The sequence below is a fragment of the Kitasatospora sp. NPDC036934 genome (assembly GCF_055608425.1).
This window is the reverse complement of the sequence record NZ_JBVJQR010000012.1, coordinates 179,167-195,835: the sequence shown is the minus strand read 5'-3', so window position 1 is coordinate 195,835 and position 16,669 is coordinate 179,167. Positions and strand designations below refer to the sequence as shown.

10 protein-coding genes are annotated in these 16,669 nt (G+C 74.6%); 1 reads left to right on the top strand and 9 read right to left on the bottom strand.

Going from position 1 to position 16,669, the window contains the following annotated elements; all coding sequences use genetic code 11:
• Positions 1–93 precede the first annotated feature (93 nt).
• Positions 94–7,350 (top strand): amino acid adenylation domain-containing protein, encoded by a 7,257-nt coding sequence (locus tag ACZ7BZ_RS20295; protein ID WP_470359462.1) that lies wholly within the window; start codon positions 94–96, stop codon positions 7,348–7,350.
• A gap of 79 nt (positions 7,351–7,429) precedes the next feature.
• Here ACZ7BZ_RS20295 and ACZ7BZ_RS20290 read toward each other — a convergent pair whose 3' ends face one another.
• The 9 genes from ACZ7BZ_RS20290 to ACZ7BZ_RS20250 all read right to left on the bottom strand — a co-directional run bounded on the left by ACZ7BZ_RS20290 (position 7,430) and on the right by ACZ7BZ_RS20250 (position 16,669).
• Positions 7,430–8,137 carry an AfsR/SARP family transcriptional regulator gene (locus ACZ7BZ_RS20290; protein ID WP_470359461.1) on the bottom strand — a complete coding sequence of 236 codons (708 nt, stop codon included), beginning with the start codon at positions 8,135–8,137 and terminating at the stop codon, positions 7,430–7,432.
• A gap of 187 nt (positions 8,138–8,324) precedes the next feature.
• Positions 8,325–8,627: a helix-turn-helix domain-containing protein gene (locus ACZ7BZ_RS20285; protein ID WP_470359460.1), complete on the bottom strand. Its 303-nt coding sequence runs from the start codon at positions 8,625–8,627 to the stop codon at positions 8,325–8,327.
• 221 nt (positions 8,628–8,848) lie between these two features.
• A complete protein-coding gene (locus ACZ7BZ_RS20280; protein WP_470359459.1) occupies positions 8,849–11,074 on the bottom strand; it encodes an MMPL family transporter in 2,226 nt (741 codons plus the stop codon).
• 215 nt (positions 11,075–11,289) lie between these two features.
• Positions 11,290–11,748 (bottom strand): 4'-phosphopantetheinyl transferase family protein, encoded by a 459-nt coding sequence (locus ACZ7BZ_RS20275; protein ID WP_470359458.1) that lies wholly within the window; start codon positions 11,746–11,748, stop codon positions 11,290–11,292.
• A gap of 287 nt (positions 11,749–12,035) precedes the next feature.
• Positions 12,036–13,196, bottom strand: a complete 1,161-nt coding sequence (locus ACZ7BZ_RS20270) for an acyl-CoA dehydrogenase family protein (RefSeq protein ID WP_470359457.1) — start codon at positions 13,194–13,196, stop codon at positions 12,036–12,038.
• Positions 13,193–14,020, bottom strand: a complete 828-nt coding sequence (locus tag ACZ7BZ_RS20265) for a hypothetical protein (RefSeq protein ID WP_470359456.1) — start codon at positions 14,018–14,020, stop codon at positions 13,193–13,195. Before ACZ7BZ_RS20265 ends, ACZ7BZ_RS20270 begins: the two co-directional genes overlap by 4 nt.
• Positions 14,017–14,961 carry a hypothetical protein gene (locus tag ACZ7BZ_RS20260; protein ID WP_470359455.1) on the bottom strand — a complete coding sequence of 315 codons (945 nt, stop codon included), beginning with the start codon at positions 14,959–14,961 and terminating at the stop codon, positions 14,017–14,019. The genes ACZ7BZ_RS20265 and ACZ7BZ_RS20260 overlap by 4 nt, the downstream gene beginning before the upstream one ends.
• 2 nt (positions 14,962–14,963) lie before the next feature.
• Entirely contained in the window at positions 14,964–15,227 is a 264-nt protein-coding gene (locus ACZ7BZ_RS20255; RefSeq protein ID WP_380461437.1) for an acyl carrier protein, read from the bottom strand.
• Positions 15,228–15,385: 158 nt separating this feature from the next.
• A complete protein-coding gene (locus tag ACZ7BZ_RS20250; RefSeq protein ID WP_470359454.1) occupies positions 15,386–16,669 on the bottom strand; it encodes a type III PLP-dependent enzyme in 1,284 nt (427 codons plus the stop codon).

Here is a 16,669-nt window from a genome sequence, read left to right as displayed (position 1 = left end):
GTTGCCCGTCAGCGCCATCGGAAAACGTTTGTTAATCCGTACGTGCACCGCACCTGCATCGCACTTGTGCGGGCCTTCCGTGAGGAGCCCGGTTTGAATCGGCCGTCCGCCATCAGTGAAGTCCTTCCACTCTCGCCGCTGCAACAGGGACTGCTCTTTCTCTCGGAGTACGACCGCGCCGGGACGGACGTCTACACCATTCAGCTGGTGCTCGACTTCGAGGAGCTGACCGAAGCCGGGGCCGCCGCCCTGCGCACCGCCGCGGGCGCGCTGCTGGAGCGGCACCCCAACCTCAAGGCCTGCTTCCGGCCGCGCCGCAACGGCGAGGTGGTGCAGGTGGTGCCGACCGCGGTCGCGCTGCCCTGGCGGGAGGTCGCGGTGCCGGGCGCCGGGGCGGAGGCCGACGCCGGGTTCGAGCGCCTGGCCGAGGAGGACCGGCTGCGCCGCTTCGACCTGGCCCGCCCGCCGCTGCACCGGCTCACCCTGGCCCGCGCCGGGGACGGGCGCTGCCGGCTGCTGTGGACCGTCCACCACATCCTGCTGGACGGCTGGTCGATGGTCACCCTGCTCGGTGAACTCGCCGAACTGGCCGGCGGATCCGGGGCGTCCGAGCCGCCGACCCGCTACCAGTCCCACCTCGCCTGGCTCGGCTCCCAGGACCGTGCGGCCGCCCGGACCGCGTGGGGAGCGGCGCTGGCCGGGGTGACCGAGCCGACCCGGCTGGTGCCGGCCGGCCGCAGCCGGGGCGAGGGCGCGGACGCACTGCCCCGCTCCGTCCCGCTGGACCTCGACCCGGCGGTGGCGGAGCGGCTGACCGCCTTCGCCCGGGCGCGCGGTCTGACCGTCAACGCGGTGGTGCAGGGCTGCTGGGCGCTGCTGCTGTCCCGGCTGACCGGCCAGTCCACCGTGGTGTTCGGAGCGGTCAGCTCCGGCCGCCCGGCCGGGCTCGCGGACGTCGAGCGGATGGTCGGGCTGTTCGCCAACACCCTGCCGGTCCGGGTGGACGTCGACCCGGAGCGCACCCCCGCCGAGCTGTTCGCCGCCGTCCAGCGGGCCCAGACCGGGCTGCTGCCGCACGAGCACCTCACCCTGGCCGAGGTGCAGCAGCTCACCCCCGTGCGCGGCGAACTCTTCGACACCGCGCTGATGTTCCAGAACTACCCGATGGGCAGTCTGGGGGTCGCCGGCGACTCCAGGGTGACCGGCGTCGACATCCGTTCGGCCACCGACTTCCCGGTCACCCTCACCGTCTTCCCCGGCACGCCCTTCGGCCTCGCGGTGAACCACCTGCCCACCATGGTCGACGCCGCCGAGGCGGAGCTGATCGGACGGCGCTTCGCCCGGCTGCTGGCCGCCGCCGTGGTCGCGCCCGACCGGCCCTGCGGCCGCCTCGACGTCCTGGACGCGACCGAACGGGCCCGGATCCTGGAGGACCGCAACGCCACCGCGACCCCGCCGCCGGGCCCCTGGCTCGCCCCGCTGCTGGCCGCCCAAGCCGCCCGCACCCCGGACGCGCCCGCCGTGCGGTGCGCCGGTCAGCGCCTGAGCTACCGCGAACTGCACCGTCGTGCCGACGAGTTGGCCGAGCGACTGGTTGCCGCCGGGGCCGGCCCGGAGCGGGTGGTGGCGATCGCCCTCGACCGCTCGACGGACCTCGTGGTGGCCGCGCTGGCCGTCCTCAAGTCCGGCGCCGCCTACCTGCCGCTGGACCCGGACCACCCGGTGGAGCGGCTGCGGCTCATGATCGAGGACGCCGCCCCGGTGGTCACCCTCACCCACCGCCGGGTGCGCGAACTGCTCCCGTTCGCCGGTGAGTCGTGGGTCCTGGACGATCCGGACGGCCTGCCGCCGGCGGCCGCGCCCGGCACGCCGCGCGAGCCGTCCGGCGACCACCCGGCGTACGTCATCCACACCTCGGGCTCCACCGGGCGCCCCAAGGGCGTGGTGGTGCCGCACGCCGCCCTGGTCAACCTGGTCCGGGACATGGCCGAGCGCTTCGCCGTCACCGCGGCCGACCGGCTGCTCGCCGTCACCACCTTCGGCTTCGACATCGCCAACCTGGAGCTGTTCGTCCCGCTGGTCACCGGCGCCGAACTGCTGCTCGCCGACCGGGAGACCGTCCGCGACCCGGCCGCGCTGGCCGGGGCCGTCACCGGTCTCGGCGCGACCGTGCTGCAGGCCACCCCCAGCCTGTGGCAGTCGCTCGCCGCCGACCACGCCCCGCGGCTGGCCGGGCTGCGCGCCCTGGTCGGCGGCGAGGCGCTGCCCGAGCCGCTGGCCCGCACCCTCACCGCGCACTGCGCCTCGGTGACCAACGTCTACGGCCCGACCGAGACCACCGTCTGGTCCACGGCCGCCGTCCTGGACGGGGAGCGGTCGGGTCCGCCGCCGATCGGCGCCCCGATCGCCAACACCCGGGCCTACGTGCTGGACGGCGCGCTGCGGCCGGTCCCGGACGGCACCTACGGGGACCTCTACCTGGCCGGCGCCGGCCTCGCCCGGGGCTACCTGGGCCGGCCCGGCCTGACCGCCGAGCGCTTCACCGCGGACCCGTACGGCCCGCCCGGCAGCCGGATGTACCGCACCGGCGACATCGCCCGCTGGGACACCGGCGGCCGGGTGCTGGAGTACGCCGGGCGCAGCGACTTCCAGGTGAAGATCCGCGGCCACCGGATCGAGCTGGGCGAGATCGAGTCGGTGCTGGCCGCGCAGCCCGGCGTCCGGCAGGCCGTCGTCACGGCCGGCGCCGACCGGGCCGGGGACGTCCGGCTGGTCGCCCACGTGGTGCCGGCCGGCCTCGACCTCGACCGACTGCGGGAGCGGGCGGCGGAGGTGCTGCCCGTGTCGATGCGGCCGGCGGTGTACGTGCCGCTGGACGAGCTGCCGCTGACCCCCAACGGCAAGGTCGACCGCAAGGCGCTGCCCGCCCCGGCGGAGGAGCGCGCGGGCACCGGGCGGGCGCCGGTGGGGGAGCGCGAGGAACTGCTCTGCGCGGTGTTCGCCGAGGCCCTCGGGCTGGAGCGGGTCGGTGCGGACGACGACTTCTTCGCGCTGGGCGGCCACTCGCTCTCGGCGACCCGGGTGGTCAACCGGCTGCGCTCCGAGCTGGGCGGGGACGTTCCGCTGCGGGCGCTGTTCGACGCCCGGACGGCCGAGGGGCTGGCCCGGACGCTGTCCGGCGGCGGACCGGCCGATCACGGACCGGCCGGCGAAGGACCGGCCGGCGGGGGGCGGGCCGGCGAAGGACCGGCCGGCGGGTCGCCGGTGCCCACGGCCGCCGGGGGGCGGGCCCGGCCGGTGCTGCGCGCCGTCGAGCGGCCCGCGACCGTGCCGCTGTCGCACGCCCAGGAGCGGCTCTGGTTCCTGGACCGGATGGACGGTCCGACCGGGGCCTACAACATCCCGCTGGCCGTCCGGCTGACCGGTCCGCTGGACCGGGCCGCGCTGACCGCCGCCGTCCGGGACGTGCTGGAGCGGCACGAGAGCCTGCGCACCGTCTTCGCCGAGGCGGACGGCCTGCCCTCGCAGCTGGTGCTCACCGTCGCCGAGGCCGAACTCTCTGGCGGCGCACTGGAGTCAGTGGAGCTGCGGGCGGCCGAACTGCCCGGCACGCTGGCCGCCGAGGCCGCCCACCCATTCGTGCTGTCCGCACAAGTCCCTTTGCGCGCAAGGCTGTTCGTCCTCGGCCCGACCGACCACGCACTGGTGATCACGGTGCACCACATCGCCGCCGACGGCTGGTCGCTCGGCCCGCTGGTGCGCGACCTCGCCACCGCCTACCGGTGCCGGGCCGAGGGCCGGGCGCCCGACTGGCTGCCGCTGCCGGTGCAGTACGCCGACCACGCGCTCTGGCAGCGCGCCCTGCTCGGCGCCAAGGACGACCCGGACAGCCTGGCCGCCGCCGAACTCGCCCACTGGCGCGAAGCGTTGGCCGGCATCCCGGAGGAGCTGGAGCTACCCGCCGACTTCCCGCGCCCGGCCCGGGCCGGGCAGCGCGGCGCGGAGGTCCGTTGCGCACTGCCCGCCGAGGCGCACGCCCGGCTCGCCGCCCTCGCCCGGGACGGCGGCGCCAGCCTGTTCATGGCCGTCCAGGCCGGGCTGGCCGCCCTGCTCACCCGGCTCGGCGCCGGCACCGACATCCCGCTCGGCAGCCCGGTGGCCGGGCGCACCGAGGAGGCCGTCCGGGAACTGGTCGGCTTCTTCGTGAACACCCTGGTGCTGCGCACCGACACCTCCGGCGACCCGGCCTTCCGCGAACTCCTCGGACGCGTCCGGGAGACCGACCTGACCGCCTACGCCCACGCCGAACTGCCCTTCGAGCAGCTGGTCGAGGGGCTCAACCCGGTCCGTTCGACCGGCCGCCAGCCGCTCTTCCAGGTGGTGCTGGCCTTCGAGAACGCCACCTTCGGGAACGCCACCTTCGGGAACGCGACCTTCGGGAACGCCGCCTCGGGGAACGCCGCCGCCGGCAACGCGGCGCTGCCGTCGATGCCGGGCCTGACCGCCGAGGTGCTGCCCGTCGACACCACCGCGGCCAAGTTCGACCTGTCCTTCCAGGTCCGCGAGCGCACCGCGGCGGACGGCGGTCCGGCCGGGCTGGAGATCCTGCTGGAGTACCGCGAGGACCTCTTCACCGCCGCCACCGCCACCCGGCTGGCCCGCTCGCTGGCCACCCTGCTGGACTCCGCCGCCCGGACCCCCGACGCCCCGCTCAGCGCCCTGGAGCTGCTCACCGCCGAGGAGCGGCGCGTCCTGCTGGCCGAGTGGAGCGGCCCGCCGGCCCCGCCGCCGGCCGCCGGGTGGTCCGGCGCCGCCACCCTGCCCGCGCTGCTGGAGCGGGCCGCGGCCGAGCACCCGGACCGCCCGGCGCTGATCGCCCCCGACGCCGTCCCGGCCGGGCCCGGCACCGTACGCCTGGACCACCGCGAGCTGAACGCCCGCGCCAACCGGCTCGCCCACCTGCTGCTGGCCCGCGGAGCCGGCCCCGGGGACGTCGTGGCGCTGGCCCTGCCGCGCTCCCCGCAGCTGGTGGTCGCCCTGCTGGCGGTACTCAAGACCGGCGCCGCCTACCTGCCGGTGGACCCGCGCTACCCGGCCGAGCGGATCGCCCACCTGCTCGGCGACGCGGCGCCCGTCCAGGTACTGGCCGTCGACGGGGTGGAACTGCCCCCGACGGCCGCCGTCCCGCTGCTGCTGGACGCCCCCGGTACGCTCGCCGAACTGGCCGGGCAGCCGGACACCGACCCCGGCGACGCCGACCGCACCCGGCCGCTCACCCCGCAGGACACCGCGTACGTCATCTACACCTCCGGCTCCACCGGCCTGCCCAAGGGCGTCGCCGTGCCGCACGCCGGAGCGGTCAACCTGGTGGCCGCCCTGCACGGGCTGCTGGGCCCGGGCCGGCGGGTGCTGCAGTTCGCGTCCTTCAGCTTCGACGCCAGCGTCTGGGAGCTGGGCGCCTCGCTGTGCACCGGCGGCACCCTGGTGTTCGCCACCGAGGAGAGCCGGTTCGCCGGGGACCGGTTGGCCGCGCTGCTGGCCGAGCACCGGGTCGACCACGCCATCCTGCCGCCCCCCGTCGCGGCCGGGCTGCCGGACGACGCGCCGCTGCCGGACGGGCTGCTGCTCGCCGTCGGCGGCGAGGCCTGCCCGCCCGCCCTGGTGGACCGCCTCGCCGGGCGGCTCGACCTGCGCAACGCCTACGGCCCGACCGAGGCCTCGGTCTGCGCCACCTGGAGCGACCGGCTGCTCCCGGGCACCGGTTCGCTGCCCACCGGCCGCCCGCCAATCGGCCGTCCGCTGGGCGGCCACCGGGCGTACGTGCTGGACGCGGCGCTGGCCCCGGTGCCGGTCGGTGTCACCGGCGAGCTGTACCTCGCCGGGGCCGGGCTCGCCCGGGGCTACCCGGGCCGCCCGGTGACCACCGCCGAGCGCTTCGTCGCCGACCCGTACGGCGAGCCCGGCACCCGGATGTACCGCACCGGGGACCTGGTCCGCTGGCGGGCCGACGGCACCCTGGAGCACGTCGGCCGGGCGGACCACCAGATCAAGCTGCGCGGCTTCCGGATCGAGCCCGGTGAGATCGAGGCCGCGCTGACCAGGCACCCGGTGGTGGTCCAGGCCGCGGTACGGGTGCGCAGCACGCCGACCGGCGGCCGGCAGCTGGTCGGGTACGTGGTGCCGCTGCCCGGAGTGGCCGCCGTCGACGTCCCGGTGCTGCGGGCCTTCCTCGGCGAGTCGCTGCCCGCGCACATGGTGCCGGCCGCCCTGGTGACGCTGCCGGCCCTGCCGCTGACCGCCAACGGCAAGCTGGACGTCCGGGCACTGCCGGAGCCGGGGGCCGAGCCGGTGGCGCCGGGACGGCCCGCGGACCGGGTGCGCCCGCCGCGCACCCCGGCCGAGGAGGTGATCGCGGCGGTCTTCGCGGAGGTCCTCGGGCTGGACCGGGTCGACGCCGACGGGGACTTCTTCGCGCTCGGCGGCGACAGCCTGCGCTCGGTGCAGATCGTCGGCCGGGCGGCCAAGGCCGGGCTCACCCTCTCGCTGGCCGACGTGTTCACCCACAAGACGGTGGCGGCCCTGGCCGCGGCCGCCCGGCCCACCGAGCGGGGGCCGCTTCCGTCGGCACTGCTGGAGCCGTTGCTGGCGATCCGGCCCGGCGGCACCGCCGAGCCGCTGTTCTGCGTGCACGGCGGCGTCGGCTTCGGTCTGCCGTACGCCGAACTGGCCGCGCACCTGGACCCGGACCGGCCGGTGTACGCCCTGCAGTCCGACGGCATCGCGGCGCCGGCCGGGCAGTGGCGCAAGCCGGTCGGGGTGCGGGAGCTGGCCACCGAGTACCTGGCCCGGATCCGGCGGGTGCAGCCGCACGGCCCGTACCACCTGCTGGGCTGGTCCTTCGGCGGGCTGGTCGCCCACGAGATGGCCGTCCAACTCCGGGCGGCCGGCGAGCCGGTGGCCTTCCTGGCGGCGCTGGACGTCCAGCCGGTGCACCCGGGCGACCCGAACCCCACCGACCAGCAGATCCGGTCCGCCTTCCTGGACCACCACGCCGCCGGGGCGGGCGTGGACGAGGCGGAGCTGTCCCGGCTGATGACGGTGATGCGTCACCACACCGACATCGCTAGGGAGTTCACCCCCGGGCGGTTCGACGGGGAGTTGCTGCTCTTCGTCGCGGACGGCGCCGGGGACGGCGTCGCGGACGGTCTGGCGGTCGAGCGCTGGCAGCCGCACCTCGGCGGGCCGCTCACGGTGCACCGGGTGCCCTGCGACCACGAGGAGATGCTGAACAGGGAGGCGGCCGGGCGGATCGGTGCGATCACCGACGCCGCCCTGCGCCGCCTCGGATGACGGGGGCGGCGACGGGCAGGCCGGATGCCTGCCCGTCGCCGCCAGCCTGACCTCGGGGTGAGCCGCCCTCACCCCGGGATCAGAGGGAAGGATCCTGCATCAGGATGGCCTGGTACAGGTGGTGGAGCCGCCGGCTCGGCTTGAGCCCCAGCTCGTCGTCCAACCACTTGCGGGTGCGGTGGAAGATGTCCACGGCCTCCGACTGGCGGCCGCAGCGGTACAGCGCGATCATCAACTGCTCGCTGAAACGCTCCCGCTCGGGGTACTGGGCGAGCAGCTGCTTGAGTTCGGCGACCACCGCACCCGCCTCGCCCGACTGGAGCTGCGCCGCGATCAGGTCCTCGCGGGCGGTCTTGCGCTGTTCGTCCAGCCGCAGGGCGACGGCGCGGCACCACGGCCCGTCGCTGGTGTCGAGCAGGGCCGGTCCGCGCCACATGGCCAGTGCCGACCGGAGGGTTTCCATCGCTTCGTACGGCCGGTGTTCGACCAGCCCCGCGCCCTTCTCCGCCGTACGCAGGAAGCGGTACGCGTCGACCGCCTCCTCCGGAACGGTCAGCGTGTACCCGTTGTCGACGGTTCTGATGAGTTCCTGGTCCGGTCTCTCCAGGCCCAGTTCGGCCAGTGACTTCCGCATGCGCTTGACGTTGGCCTGGAGGGCGTTGCGCGCGTTCTTCAACGGCGCCTCCCCCCAGAGTTCGTCGATCAGTTCGTCGAAGGCGACCACCTGACCGGCGTTCAGGGCGAGCATGGTGAGCATGACGCGGTTCTTCTTCGCCCGTAATCCCACGGTGCGCTGACCGTCGCCGATGAGAAGCGGGCCCAGTATGGAGATGTGCACAAAATTTCCCCGTTCTTAGCGATGAACTCCAGCCACGAGCTTGTCCGTTGAGTCCTCGACGAACCACTACCATCAGGGGTCGACTTGTTTGAAGGGGACTGAAAAAGGGGAGAAGCCCGGGTATCATTCGCGCCGGTCAAGTATCGGACACGGGTGGCTGATCCGGCCATGTACCTTCGTACATGAGTTGGTGGACTTGGGCCACCAGGCCGGCCTGGAGCCGGGACTCCACGCCCAGCTTCGCCATCACGCTGGCGACATGGGCTTTCACCGTACGTTCCGTGACGTGCAGTCGGTCGGCGATGCCGCGGTTGGAGTGACCCGTTCCGATCAGGTCGAAGACCTGCCGCTCCCGCCCCGAGAGAGTGCTCACCCGGGCGAGTTCATCGCGCCAGCGCGTCGCGGCGAGGCCGCCGTCACCGTGCTGGCCCACCACCACACCGCCCCCGCTTCCGTGGCGCGTCCCGTCGCCGGTGCGGCCTCGGGGGCTGCGCACTTCGACGAACGCATTAGCGATTCTACAACTCTCGTAACAAACCATCACGGCACGTGCGACGTCAAACGCCTTGTCGTGGGTCGGGGCTCCCGTCGTGCGCGAACGAAGCGGCCGGGGCGGGAGCGATCCCCCGCCCCGGCCGTCCGGCCGGTCGTGACCGGTTGTTACGGAAGGGTCGATCGGGCCGCCGCGGAGGCCGCCGCCGCGGCCACGATCGAGGGCAGGCGAGGGGGGCGGGCGGGCGACTGACGGGCCAGCCGGGAGGGCCACCAGGTCTTCCAGCCGAGCAGGGTGATCATCGCCGGCAGCACCACGATCCGGATCACCGTCGCGTCCAGCAGCACCGCGCAGGCCATGCCCACGCCCATCTGCTTCATCTCGATGTAGTTGAGCGAGGCCAGCAGCGCGAACACGCAGACCATCACCGCAGCCGCGCTGGTGACCACCCCGGCGGTGCGGGTGATGCCCTGCTCGACCGCTTCCCGCAGCGACAGCCCTCCGCGCGCCGCCTCCCGGATCCGGCTGACCACGAAGACGTGGTAGTCCATCGACAGCCCGAGCAGGATCACGAACAGCATCAGCGGCATCCAGGCCACCACCCGGCCGGTGGACTCGAAGTGCAGCAGGTCCTCGGCCCAGGTGTGCTGGAAGATCAGCGCGAGCACGCCGAACGAGGCCGCGGTGGAGAGCAGGTTGAGTGCCACGGTGATCAGCGCCAGGACGATCGAGCGGAAGGCCAGCGCCATCACCAGGAACGTCAGCGCCAGCGCCACCCCGAGCACCCAGGGCATCTTGTCCATCACGTTCGCCCGGTAGTCCACGTCATAGGCCACGTCACTGCCGCCCACCGCGAACTGCGCGCCCGCGACGGAGCCGAGGGTCTTCGGGGTGAGGTCCTCGCGGAGCCGGGCCAGTGAGGCGCGGGCCTGGTCCGAGCCGCTGTCGAACCGGGTGCCGATCGCCACGGTGGCGACCGTGCCGTCCGCCGAGGTCCGCACCACCGGTGCCGGGTCGTGGACGAAGAGGTCGTCGGTCAGCGTCCGTCGGACCAGTTCGTCGACGGCCGGGCCGAGTTCGGCACGTTCGCCGGGCGGCACCCGCACCGCCACCAGGTGGGTGTCGGGCTGGCTCGGGAAGGACTCGGTCAGCCGCTGGTACGACTGCATCGCCGGGATCGACCGGGGCAGGTCGTCGATCCCGGTGGCCTTGAGCTTGAGCCCGAGTGCGGGCAGCGCGAGCAGCAGCAGCGCCGCCACCGAGGCCACCAGGGCGATCACCGGGTGGCGCAGCGAGGGCTTGAGCATGGTCGACCAGAGCCGGGGCTTGACCCCGCCCTTCTGGGTGAGCCGCCACACCAGCGGAACCCGGGGGGTGTCCAGGTAGCGGCCGAAGCGGGACAGCATGGCCGGCAGCACCGTCAGCGAGGAGATGATGGCGATCGACACCACGATCACCGCGCCGGTCGCCATCGACTCGAAGGCGATGTGTCCGGCCAGGTAGAGCGCGCCCATCGAGACCAGCACCACCACCCCGGAGACCAGTACCGAGTGCCCGGAGGTGGCGGCCGCGATCTCGATCGCGTCGATGTTGTCGCTGCCCAGCGCCCGTTCCTCGCGCTGGCGTTTGAGGTAGAACAGCGAGTAGTCCACGCCGATCGCCATGCCCATCAGGACGATGAACGGGGTCACCGGACCGGAGTCCGGGACGACCTGCGAGGCGACGCCCCACAGCCCGAGCCCGGCCAGCACCGAGGACAGGCCGAGCACCACCGGTACGCTCGCGGCGACGATCGCGCCGAAGACGAAGACCATCACCAGCAGGGTGACCGGCAGGCTGAGCACGGTCGCCTTGCCGAGGTCCCTGCTGAGCATGTCGTCCAGCCCGGCCTTGATCGAACCGGAGCCGACCAGCTCCATCCGTACGTCGCCGTGGTCCTGCCGGGCGGCGTCGACGGTGTCCAGCAGCGGCTGCACCCGGTCGGCGGCGGTCTCCGGATCCCCGTCGAGGGTGACCGGTACGAGCAGGGCGGTGCCGTCCGGGGCGGACTGCGGCGCGCCGACCGAGGCGATTCCGGTGAGGCGGCTCAGGCCGCGGGTGGCGTTGTCCACCGCCGCCTGGGCCCGGACCGGGTCGAGCCGCCCGCCGTCCCAGGAGCTGACCAGCAGGTTCTCCACGGCCCGCTCCTGGAGGCCGCCGGTCCGGGCGATCGCGGCGGCCCGGCCGGACTGGCCGATGGAGAGGTCGGAGTTGGTCGCCTGCCGGGTGCCGGTGAGGCCGCCGACCACCAGCGCGCCGACCACGAACGCCACCCAGAGCGCGATCGCCCACCAGGGGTGGACCGCGCTCCACCGGGCCGCCCTGGTGATCACGTTCCTGCCTTCCACGATCACGTTCCCCTCCTTCTCGGCGCAGTCGCCCGGCCCGGGCACCGGCCGGACCAGGGGTCCGGCCGTGCGGCACGGTGTGCGTTCGTACCGAGAAATCTAATGACGATCCGACCCGCGGCCACGGGTACAACTACGCCGATTCGAGGGGGAGTTTCTTCTACTTGACACCCGGCCTCGCCGTCCCGCTGTCACCGCGCCGGACCGGAGTCCGCGGGTGCTCATGGATACCACAGGCCCCACGAAACGGCGAAGGGTTCGGCGCCCAACAGCGCGACGGACCCCGCGTACAGCTCCGGCGCCTCCGGCAGCGGCAGGTCGGCGACCCGCCAGGGGCCGGCCAGGCCCGCCGGGGCGGGGGCGTCCGGGACGTCCGGGATCCGTACCGTGGCCTGGGTGGCGTCGTGGGCGACCGGGAGGGCCAGGCCCTCGGTGAGCCGGCCGCCCGAGGCCTTCACGCAGGCCTCCTTCCTGGTCCACAGCCGGGCGAACGCCGGACGGCCGCCCAGGGCCACCAACTCCCGCTCCTGGGAGGGGAAGAAGCGCCGGGACAGCCGGTCCACGTCCCGGCCGGAGCGGACCGTCTCGACGTCCACGCCGACGGGCCGCGGGGCCACCGCGAGCAGCGCCAGCTCCCCCGAGTGGGACAGGCTGAAGTGCACGCCGGGCGCGTCCGCCACGGCCGGCTTGCCCCAGCGGCCGCGGCTGAAGCGCAGCCGCTCCGGCGGGCGGCCCAGCCGCTCGCCGAGCAGGATCCGGGTGGCGGCGTGCGCGACGACGAAGCGGCGCCGCAGCCCGGGCAGCCGGCCGCTGCGGGCGCGGGCCCGCTCCTCGGGGTCGAGCAGCCGCTCCAGCGCCTCGAGCTCCGACTCCGCTGCGGGGTCCGGCCGTTCGGACCCCGCAGCGGAGTCCGGACGTCCTCCGGTCAGCGGGATGCGCCAGATCTCGACGGCCTGTCCGGTCCCGTTCAGAGCCGGTCCACCTTTCCGGTGTGCAGCCCCTGGAAGAGGTTGAGCTTCTGGATGTTCCTGGTCCCCTCCATGAACTCCACGCCCCGGGCGTCCCGGGCGAGTTTGTCCAGCAGGGGGTGGTCCAGCCGGGCACCGGGGCCGAAGAAGCCGGGCGCGCGCAGGGTGACCTCCTCGGCCACCTGGCAGGCCCGCGCTTTGGCCGCCGAGGCGAGGTACCCGTCGGAGGGCCGGCGGTCCACCGCGAGGGCGGCCCGGTAGGTCAACTGCCGGGCCGCGTCGATCCGTCGGCCCAGCGCCTCGTAGGCGTCCCGCTCGGCGCCGCACAGTTCCTTGCGGTTCTCGCCGATGTAGTCGTGCGCGGCCCGGGCGATCCCCAGGGCGATCGCCGCGACGGTCGGCCGCAGCCGGTTGAAGACCGAGACGATGCCCCACATCCCGCGCCGGGTCGGCGACAGGTGGGCGCCGAGCACCCGCTCGGCCGGAACGTGCACCCGGTCGAAGGTGACCCGGCACAGTTGCACCCCGCGCAGGCCCAGGGTGGGTATCGGCTCGGCCCGGTAGCCGGGGTCGGCGGTGTCCACCAGGACGGCCAGCACGCCGAGCCGCTCGGTGCCCGCGACCCGCGCGAAGACGGCGCCCAGCTCCGCGCGGGCGGCGTTGCCGACGTAGCGCTTCTCGCCGTCCAGCAGGTAGGAGCCGTCGCCCAGCGGGGTCAGTGTGGTGCTCATCTCGCCGATGGCGGAGCCGCGGTCCGGTTCGGTGAGGGCGAAGGAGGTCCAGCACGGGCGGTCGGCCAGGCGGCCGTAGACCCAGTCCCGCTGGGCCGGGCTGCCGAGCACGCCCAGTAGCACCCCGGTCATCGACGCGCCGGGGGAGCCGAGCAGCATCCCGGCGTCGCCGCGGGCCAGCTCCTCGCTCACCACGGCCCGCTCCAGGGTGGCCAGGCCGTGGGCGGGGCCGCTGCCGGGCTCGGTGCCCGCGCGCTCCCAGCCGGGGGGCGTCAGGTGGCCGGCCAGGAAGCGGACGGCGGGCAGGTCCAGGTAGTGGTGGACGGCCTCGGGGTCGCGGTCCAGTTCGAGGGCGCCCGCGCGCAGGTCGTCGGCCCACTCGCGGACGTGGCGGCGGGCGCTCCGGAGCTGGCTCGGCAGGATGGTCATCTGACGCCTCCGGGCGCGTCGAGGTGCTGGGCCGGGCGAGCGTCGGTGCGCTGGGCCGGGAGCGCGGCGAGGAAGGGGGCCACGGGAGCGTCGGCGAGGTGGTCGACCGGAGCGTCGTGGTGGTGGGCGACGGGACCGGGCCGGCCGCAGTAGACGTCGGCGAGCAGCTCGGAGGCGTAGGCCTCCCGGCCGGGTCCCTCGGCGGTGAAGCCGTGGGCGCCGAGCAGCCGCAGCAGGGCGCGGTCGACCTCGGTGATCTGTGCCTGCAGCCGGGCGAGGGCGCGGGTGTCCAGCGGGTGGGCGGGGGAGCACGGGTCGCACTCCCCGTCCGCCTCGGCCAGGTCGTCGAGCACGCCCGCGATCTCCAGCTGTTCGATCAGGGCGTCCGCGAGCGCGCCCTTGACCAGCTGCTGCAGCAGCAGCGAGGTGCCCTCGACCCGGCGGGCGGCGAGGTAGGCGACGCAGGCCTCGCGCAGCCGCTCGGAGTGTCCGAGCCGCAGCCAGGCCAGTCCGGTGTCCCAGGGCCGGGGGCCCGGATCGGGGTCGGGGCCCGGATCGGCATCGGGGCCGGCCGGGGTCCGGGGAGCGGGGGCGGGGTGCAGCACGGCGAGCCCCGGCAGCGGGCCCGGCGCCTCCTCGGCCGGCAAGTCTCCGTAGCCGTCGAGGAGTTCGCGCGGTACCACGGCGTGTCCGCGGGGGCCGCGCGGTGGCGCGCCCGGGGAGAGCGCGCGGGACAGCAGGGTGAGTGCGGGCACGAGGCCGTCGGTGCGCGCACCGGCCCTCGCCTCGCGCCAGTGCTCCTGGACCTCGGCCGGAACGGTCATCTGTGTCTCCACTCCCCCGTGTCGAGCGTGCAGTAGGCCAGGGCGTCGCGGTCCCGGTCGTAGTCGGCGACCACCACCTGGCGGTGGTCGGCGTCGGTCCCTGTCGCGGTGCCGGTGCCCGGTCCGGCGTCGGTTCCGGCGACGGTGTCGGTCCCGGCGACGGTGTCGGTCCCGGCGACGGCGTCGAGCAGTGCGGACCAGCTCCCGGTGGCCGGCCGTCCGGCCGCCCCCTTGGTCAACGGGCCCTGGTGTTCAGGTAGTTCAGGTCCTCCGGCGAGACCGGCGCCGGCCACCAGGGCGGCGCCCGCGGGCCAGTGCGCGAACAGGGCGGATCCGGGCCGCCCGAGGGCCTGCCCGCCCAGCGGGCGGTCGCCGCCGTCCCAGTGCAGCAGTAGCGCCACGGCGGCGTCGCCGTCCAGGCCGGCCGGGGAGCCGGCGGGCAGCGGGAACGGCTGGGTGCCCTGGTCCACGGCCAGCAGCAGCAACCGCGACCAGCCGCACCGCCGGGCGTACTCCACGGCCACCCGCAGCGCGCTGAACGGCGCCAGCCGGCCCTGGTCGGACAGCGCGAAGGCGAGCGGACCGCCCGGCAGCCGCCGCTGGACGCAGGAAGCGACCAGCTCGGTGTGCTCGAAGTCCGGTGCGGCGTAGGCGATCACCGCCACCTCGGGGGCGTCCCCGGCGTCCAGCGGCCCCAGCACGTCCAGGGCGCCGTAGGCCAGCTCCACCGAGGTGCGCCGCCCGGCGGCGGCGAACTGGGCGCGGTCGAAGGGGGCCCGGTACGGCGCCCCGAGCTCCGCGTAGAACTCCTCCCGCGCGCCCTCCGGCCGGTACGGGGCGCCCGGGCCCGTGGGGGCGTACCGGGCCGCCCGGACCAGCCGGGGAAGGGCAGCCGGGCCGACCGGCTGCGGGCGCCGGGCCGCTGCGGTCGCGCGGAACATGCTCAGGCGCCCGCTTCCCCGGCGACGAATCCGGCCAGCGCGCCGACCGTCTCGAAGTGGGTCATGTCCAGTTCGTCGGCGTCGAACTGGAGGTCGAGGATCTCCTCGATGGTGATGAGGAGTTCGAGCGCGCTGCTGGAGTCCAGGCCCAGCTCGTCGAAGAGGCGGACGTTCTCGTCCGCGCCGGAGACGTCCTTGTTGAGGACCTCCGAGAGGCCCTTGCGGACGGCGTCGACGAATTTGGGGTCGGTCGTGGTGTCGCTCACGGAGTGCTCCTCGCTGTGGTCCCGGCCGCCGGTCGGCGGGCGGATGCGGTCGTGCGGTGTCGTGCGGTGTCGTGCTGCGCCGTGCCGGGCGTCCTGCGGTCACGCGGTCACGCGGTCACGGCCGGTTCTGCGTGGGGTCCCGGGTGGTCCCGGGCGGCTCAGTCGTCCTGCGGGACCGGCCGGTACAGCCGCTGCCCGGCCAGCAGCGCGCCCACGTCGTCGCGCTCGCGGACCAGGTGCGCCCGCCCGTCCAGGACGAGCACCTCGGCCGGGTAGCCGTGGCTCAGGAAGTGCACCGGGGAGGCCGTCGGACCGTACGCACCGGAGCGCTGCACGCCGATCAGCTCGCCGGCGCGCAGCGGCGGCATCGGGACCTTCTTGCCGATCACGTCGTTGGGCGTGCACAGCGGCCCGGTGATGTGCCACGGCTCGGAGGCGGGCTCGTCCATCCGTTCCAGCGCGGCCATCGGGAAGTTGCGCTTGACGTACGAGCCGATGCCGACCGCCGCCATGTGGTGGTTGGTGCCGCCGTCGGTGACCGCGAAGTTCTCGCCCATCGAGGTCTTGGTGTAGCGCACCCGGGTCACGTAGGTGCCGGAGGCGGCGACCAGGAAGCGGCCCAGTTCCATGATCAGCCGGGTGTCGGGGTGCCGCTCGGCGAAGTCCTCGACCAGCGGGTTGAGCCCGGCGGCCAGCACGGCGAGGTCGAGGTCCTTCTCGTTGTCGAAGTAGGCGATGCCGAGGCCGCCGCCGATGTCCACCGTCTCCAGCGGGAAGTCCAGTTCGGCGGAGAGCCGTTCGGCCAGGTCGAAGATCCGCCGGGTGTTCTCGACGACCGACTCCTCGGACAGGATCCGGGTGCCCAGGTAGACCTGGACGCCCATCAGCCGCACGTGCGGGTACCGGGTGGCCAGCCCGCGACCCTCGGCCAGCAGCTGCTCCTCGTCGGTGCCGAACTGGCGCGGCTTGCCGCCCATGGTCAGGCCCGAACCCTTGACCTGGAAACTCGGGTTGACCCGCAGCGCGACCCGCGCGGTGACCCCGCGCTCGGCCGCCAGCTCGTCGATCAGGCCAAGCTCCTCCACCGACTCGCAGACGATCGCGTGGATGCCCTGGTCCAGGCAGGCGGCCACCTCGGCGCGGCTCTTGCCGGGGCCGAGGAAGATGATGTCCTGCGGGCTCACCCCGGCCCGCTGGGCGGTGACCAGCTCGGTCAGCGAGGACACCTCGGCGCGGGCGCCGCAGCTGTGCAGCAGGGCGCAGACCGAGATGTTGGGGTTGGCCTTCAGTGAGTAGAAGACCTCCAGCGCGGGGTGGAGCGCCTCGCGCAGGCCCCGGAAGCGGGTGGTGATCTCCTCGCCGTCGTACAGGTACAGCGGGGTGCCGAACTCCTCGGCCAGCTCGGTGATGCCGAGGCCCTGCACCTCGAATGCGACGCTCAC